5 protein-coding genes are annotated in these 6,296 nt (G+C 57.7%); 2 read left to right on the forward strand and 3 right to left on the reverse strand.

Features of this window, described 5'->3' with window-relative positions; genetic code table 11:
- The first annotated feature begins 16 nt into the window (after positions 1-16).
- Together ED655_RS15210 and ED655_RS15215 are read left to right on the forward strand one after the other, a co-directional pair.
- On the forward strand, positions 17-1,360 hold the full coding sequence (locus ED655_RS15210; RefSeq protein ID WP_162993566.1) for a putative HlyD family type I secretion protein: 1,344 nt from the start codon (positions 17-19) through the stop codon (positions 1,358-1,360).
- Complete coding sequence (locus tag ED655_RS15215) at positions 1,360-3,474, forward strand: peptidase domain-containing ABC transporter (protein WP_122050958.1); 2,115 nt, start codon at positions 1,360-1,362, stop codon at positions 3,472-3,474. Before ED655_RS15210 ends, ED655_RS15215 begins: the two co-directional genes overlap by 1 nt.
- 346 nt (positions 3,475-3,820) lie before the next feature.
- On the opposite strand, the gene tnpC is transcribed toward ED655_RS15215, so the two are convergent.
- The 3 genes from tnpC to tnpA form a co-directional block, all read right to left on the reverse strand.
- Positions 3,821-5,431, reverse strand: a complete 1,611-nt coding sequence (tnpC, locus tag ED655_RS15220; RefSeq protein WP_122050960.1) for an IS66 family transposase — start codon at positions 5,429-5,431, stop codon at positions 3,821-3,823.
- 62 nt (positions 5,432-5,493) lie between these two features.
- The gene (gene tnpB, locus ED655_RS15225; RefSeq protein ID WP_122050961.1) at positions 5,494-5,841 is read right to left on the reverse strand and encodes an IS66 family insertion sequence element accessory protein TnpB; all 348 of its coding nucleotides are present in this window, start codon (positions 5,839-5,841) and stop codon (positions 5,494-5,496) included.
- A complete protein-coding gene (gene tnpA, locus ED655_RS15230) occupies positions 5,838-6,197 on the reverse strand; it encodes an IS66-like element accessory protein TnpA (RefSeq protein ID WP_122050964.1) in 360 nt (119 codons plus the stop codon). Before tnpA ends, tnpB begins: the two co-directional genes overlap by 4 nt.
- Positions 6,198-6,296 lie beyond the last annotated feature (99 nt).

The following is a 6,296-nucleotide window of genomic DNA, read 5'->3' on the forward strand; positions in this document are numbered from 1 at the left end:
AGCCTGTGAGGGAATTGTGTCGGAGGAAGCATCTCGCCCACTGTTTCGGGCGGAAGCGCTCAAATGGCGTCAGGAAGCCTGGATTGGTTCTGTTCAGATCATTGAGCCGCTTTCTGGGCGGATTGCGTCTCTTTGTACCGTTTTTTTGGTCGTTGTCCTTGGTGTTTATGTTGTTTTTGGCAGCTATACGCGCCGCATCCACGCTAATGGTCTGATGCTTCCGCCAGAAGGTCTTGTTATCGCGGAGGCTGATCAGAATGGGGTTGTCTCCCAAGTTGCGGTAAAGGAAGGCGCTCACATAAAGGCCTCAGATCGACTGTTTTCCTTGGACGTATCCAGCTGGTCGGAGGATGGGGCGACAGGACAGAAATCTCTCGAAAGTCTGTTGTCCGAGCAGACCCTGCTGACAAGGCGGCGGATGCTTCTGACACAGGATTCCCCACTCGAATTGGCTTCCTACAAAGAAGAACTGATAGCGTTACAAAAGCAGCAGTCCATGTTGAACGATCAGATTAGCCGGGATAATGCTTCCTTGCCGCTGATCGAGCGGGCAATGAATGAGATGCGAACGGCGATCGGAACGCATCTGGTGACAGAAAGCCAGTTCCAAAGTCAGCTTTATACTTATGTTCAGTTTATGAACACGCATTCGCAGACCTTGCGGACATTGGTAGAGACTGGCGGTCAGATAACAGATCTGCACTACAAAATCGACCGGCATTCTTACAAGACGAGTGAGGACCTCAATGATATTGATGTCCGGTTGGCGGATCTGGGCCGCCAAATTGCGCAAGCGCATGGACAGGCAGAAACGGTAATCGATGCGCGTGTTAGCGGCACCGTGGACGGTGTCCGTGTGTCGGTGGGTCAAAGGGTTTCGGTTGGGCAGCCTCTGGCCAGTCTGCTTCCGGACAACGGAGAGCTTCTGGCCGAGCTGTATGTCAATAGCCGGGCTATCGGCTTCGTGAGGCCGGGGCAGCGGGTTTTGCTGAAATACGCGGCTTATCCTTATCAACGGTTCGGATTGCATGAAGGCACCGTTGTTGAGGTTACGAAAGCGCCACTCCCGGAACGGATTGGCAACGTACCGAAAGACGAACGGACTTCCGAAACGGCAGCTTCTACGACTTCGGCATCGCCACAGGGTGATATCTACCGGATCCGGGTCCGCCCCGATCAGGATTACATCGTGGCATATGGGAAACAGGAGCGTCTGACACCCGGTATGGCTGTAGAGGCAGATATCGCCATTGATAAGAGGCGACTATATCAGTGGCTACTAGATCCTGTTTTGTCAGTATCTGCGACACTACGGTCGGTGTCGACTTCTGATTTAATGTCTCGAAAAGGGACATTGTGATGCTCAAGGTGATCCAGACGGGCTTCCGGCGCAAGGTGCCGGTTATTCTCCAGACCGAGACAGCAGAATGCGGCCTGGCCTGTCTTGCCATGATCCTGTGCTATCAGGGGCATTTGATTGATCTTGCAACTCTCCGTCGTCAGGCCGCCGTTTCGGGATCAGGCCTCAATCTACGTACTTTGATTAAAATTTCGGATCGCTTTGGCCTGAATGCCCGCCCGGTCAAGCTTGATCTTTCAGCGCTTGGAAAACTCTCCTTACCTTGTGTCCTGCATTGGGACTTCAACCATTTCGTTGTTCTGGTGTCATTGAGGGACAATGAAGCCCTGATCAACGATCCGGCACGAGGTGCACGGACGCTATCGATCGAAGAAGTGTCTCGACATTTCACGGGTGTTGCCTTGGAGCTGACGCCCGCAGCAAAATTTGAAAAACGCGACGATCGCCGGTTCCTGAAAATCGGAGATATGTTCCAGAATATCTCCGGGCTTAAGGGAGCGCTTCTTGCGCTCGGCGGACTATCGCTTGGACTGGAGGTGATTGCACTCGTTAATCCCATGCTCTCACAGGTGATTATTGATGAAGTGCTGACAACGGGTGATCGCTCGCTTCTCTGGACGGTTGCTGCGGGGTTGGCGATCCTCATTACTGGGCAGGTTGTCATCGCGTCTTTTCGCTCCTGGATGGTGATGTTGCTATCCACCCGAATTTCGGTGCAGTGGAATGTCAGCCTATTTACTCATCTGATGGGACTACCGCAGGATTTCTTCTCCAAGCGCGGTGCCGGCGACATCCTGTCGCGCTTCGGAAGTCTTGGGACGATCCAGCAGACATTCACTACCGATCTTGTTCAGAGCATCATGGACGGGATCATGGCAGTCGGCATGTTCGTTATGATCGTGATCTACGGCAAATGGCTCGCGGCGATCGTCGTGGTATCGTCGGTGCTGGATCTGATAATCCGTCTTATTCTGTTTGGACCCTATCGAGAAATATCGGAAGAGGCACTGGTTCATGGAGCAGCCCAGCAAGGACATTTTCTCGAGACGCTTCGCGGGATGCGCACGATCAAACTGCTATCGTTAGAGAACCGCCGGAAAATTGCTTGGGGGAACAAGCTGGTCGATAGCATCAATGCAGGTCTGAAGATCCAGAGATACGATTTGATTTTCGCGCGTGCTCAGGAGGCGCTGTTCGGTATCGACCGAGTGCTTATGTTGGTTCTAGGGGCGCGAATGGTGCTTTCAGCGGAGATGTCGGTCGGAATGCTGGTGGCTTTCCTGAGTTATCGCGACCAGTTTTCCAGCCGTTTCGGCAGTCTGGTAACTGCTGGATTCAAGATTAGAAATCTGCGCGTACAGTGTGACCGACTGTCGGATATTGCGTTGGCCGACGCCGAGGTGTCGGAGGGTGACAGGGGCTCTAAGCTTGCTGCTTTTCCTGCCTCTGAAACTGAGACTGACGGAGCAGTCCTCGAGTGTCGGAACGTAGGCTACCGGTATGGCAAGGAAGATAACTGGGTTTTTAGAAATGTAAATTTGCAAGTTCCAGCAGGAAAAAGTCTCGCAATCACGGGGCCGTCGGGCTGTGGAAAGTCGACATTGTTGGCGATCCTGATGGGGCTGGTTCAGCCGGAAGAAGGACAGATTCTGTGGAACGGCGTAGAGCTGGGGCCGTCTAACCGCGAAGCATATCGATCTCAAATCGCGGGAGTGCTTCAGGACGATATTCTTCTGTCAGGCAGTATTGCGGAAAATATTGCTGGTTTTGATGAGGCAATGGACCTAGCCCGGGTTGTAGAGTGCGCGAGAGATGCTCAGATCCTGGCGGATATCCAGCGCATGCCGATGGGGTTCGAGACGCTGATTAGCGAGATGGGGCATACCTTGTCGGGAGGGCAGCGTCAGCGTGTGATCTTGGCACGAGCACTTTATCGTACGCCCCGTATTCTGTTTCTGGATGAAGCGACCAGTAATCTTGATTCTACATCAGAGCAGGCAGTAGAAAACGTGCTCGATACGCTGACAATGGCACGAGTAATTGTCACACATAGGACTGACACAGCCAAAAGAGCTAACATGAACTTTTTGATGCAAAGCACCTGTTTCAAATGAGAAATAGTGGGAGCAGTCCCGAATCTCGATCCTCCCAGTGTCTGCGTTTACCATTCCCGACTTGACATGAAATTCCCTGAACCCAATTAAAAAACTGAATGAAAAAACATCATCACGAAAATAATTGACGACACATAAAAAATCGCTTGCATATGGAGGGATCGAAGAACCGTTGGTTGAAGCATCTGGCTGGTGATTTTGGGCTTTTGTCGTACTGACTGACGGCACCCGAGGTGGCTTTTGGTTTGCCTTTTGGGCAGATTGGGCGCTGTTTCCTCCGGAATGGCTACGCGCTCGCGTTCGGCCTCTCGAGAAAGAGGTAACCGTCCGCTCAAGGCCGCGGTGTTCAGGCGGCGTGTTTCTGTGCTGGGGCGAGAGGCCGCCAGTTCCAGGGCAGGAGCTCGTCGAGGCGGTTGATCCTGTGCTCGTTGATGCGGGCGATCGTGTCGGCGAGATAGTCCTGCGGGTTGAGGCCAGCGAGCTTGGCGCTTTCGATCAGGGTCATGGCGTCGGCGATATTGTCGCCGCCCGCGTCCGACCCGGCGAACAGGTAGTTTTTCCGGCCGATGCAGACGGGGCGCACGGCGCGTTCGGCGGCGTTGTTGTCGATGGCAACGCGGCCGTCTTCCAGGAACAGCGTAAAAGCAGCCCAGCGATTGAGGGCGTAGCGAATGGCCTTGGCCAGTTCGCCCTTGGCCGGGATCCGCGCGAGCTGCGTTTCGCACCAGGCGTGGAACGCCAGGACACGCGGGCGGCTCTCGGCGTTCCGGACCGCCAGGCGCTGCTCGGGCGGTTTCCCGTTGATGGCGCGCTCGATGTCATACAGCGCCCCGATCCGGTCGAGCGCCTCTTTCGCCAGCGCCGAGCCGCTGCCTTGCCAGACATCGTGGAAATCCCGCCGCCAATGAGCCCAGCACGCGGCTTCGCGCACGCGGGCAACGCCGCTGGCATCGGGCTGGTAAAGCGCACGGAACCCGCCATAGGCGTCAGCCTGCAGAATGCCCGAGAATTTTGCCAGATGGGTTTGCGGGTTGATCCCGCGTCGGTCGGGCGAGAACCAGTAGGCAACGGCCGGTGGATCGGATCCGCCCCAGGGGCGCGGATCGCGCACATAGGTCCAGATGCGCCCTTCCTTGACGCCGCGCTTTGTGCCGATCTGTCGCAGGCGCGGGTCGAGCACCCGGATCGGGGTATCGTCGGCGTGGAGGTGATCGGACGCCGTGACAACGTCCCGGATCCGGGATGCCAGCGGGCGCAGAACTCCGATCGCCTGACCACACCAGTCGATCAGCGTCGAGCGCGGGATCTCGACACCCTGCCGCGCCAGGATCTCGCTCTGCCGATACAGCGGCAGGTGATCATCAAATTTCGAGACCAGGATATGGGCGAGCAGGCCGGGACCCGCCATGCCGCGTGGCACCGGCCGGGGAGGAGCTGCCGGTTGGACCATCGTCTCGCAGCACCGGCAGGATTTCTTCAGCCGTGCCGTTTCGATGATTTTCAGTCGGGCAGCCACCAGTTCGAGGATCTCGGCGACATCCTTGCCCACCAGGCGCAGCGGGCCGCCACATGCGGCGCAGGTTTCGCCGGGATCGAGCACGACCTGCTCGCGGGGGACGCTGTCGGACACGCGCGGCTTGCCGCGCTCGGGCCTGGCCTCCGATGTCGTGTCCGTATTCGGCAAGACCACCGGATCAGCAGAAAGATCCGCCGCCGCCATGGCGATCTCGACGTCCTCGAGCAGCAGTTCGAGTTGTGCGACCTCGCGCTCGATCTTCTCCGAACTGACGCCGAATTTCTGCTTCCGCAGCTTTGCGATGGTGACCTTGAGCGATTGCACCAGCGCATCGTAGGTCCGCTCCGATGCCGTCAGTCGGGCGATCTGCTCCTGCTGGGCCAGGATGATCGCCTTAAGCGCGGTCAGATCGTCGGGCAGGATGTCAGCGCCGATTGTCATGCCGAAAGAATAGCAGAGAACTGGCGGAATTCGGCGGTTTTAATCCGGTTTCGATCGAAAAATCACGCTACTCGCGACGGCGGCGCCGACCAGGCTGGCCGTCTCCAGTCCATCCCTTCCCATAACATGGCGACCTGTGCCGCGGTCAGTCGCGCGACCCCGTCGGCCGGTGTCGGCCAGGGAAAACGTCCTTGCTCGAGCACCTTGTAATACAGGCAGAAGCCCTGGCCGTCCCAGGTCAGCAGCTTGATCCGGTCACCGCGTCGGCCGCGAAACGCAAAGATCGCACCCGAACTCGGGTTCTGCCGCAATGTGTCCTGCACCAGGGCGGCCAGCCCCCCGATGCCCTTGCGCATGTCGGTGACACCGCAGGCCAGATAGATCCGAGCGCCACTCGCCAGCCCGATCATGCCGTCTCCGCCACCCGGATCAGCCGGGCGATCGTTGCATCCGGTGCATCACCGGCAATCCGCACGATGCGTCCGTTCGCCAGCACGATCTCGAGGCGGGGCGGCTCGCCTGAGGGGGGCGCATCCATGATGGGCTCCACCGGCAGGAAACAGACTTCCGACGGGGCCGGGACGGCCGGCTGGCGACGCCGGAACCAGGCCCGCCACTGATAAAGATGCTGCCGTGCGATAGCGTGCCGCCGGGCCACGTCCGCCACACTGGCCCCGTCGATCCCGACCTCCGCCAGGATCCGTAGCTTCTGCTCATCCGTCCAGCGACGCCGCCGCTCGACACCTACCAGGATCTCAGCCCGCATCGTCACCATCCACAAGCGACGTCAGTATTGACGCCAATAATGACGTCAACTTACTCCCAAGCGACACACCTCAGAAGGCGGCCTCGAGCGGCCGGTTAC

Source organism: Asaia bogorensis (assembly GCF_900465345.1).
Taxonomy (GTDB): Bacteria; Pseudomonadota; Alphaproteobacteria; order Acetobacterales; family Acetobacteraceae; genus Asaia; species Asaia bogorensis_A.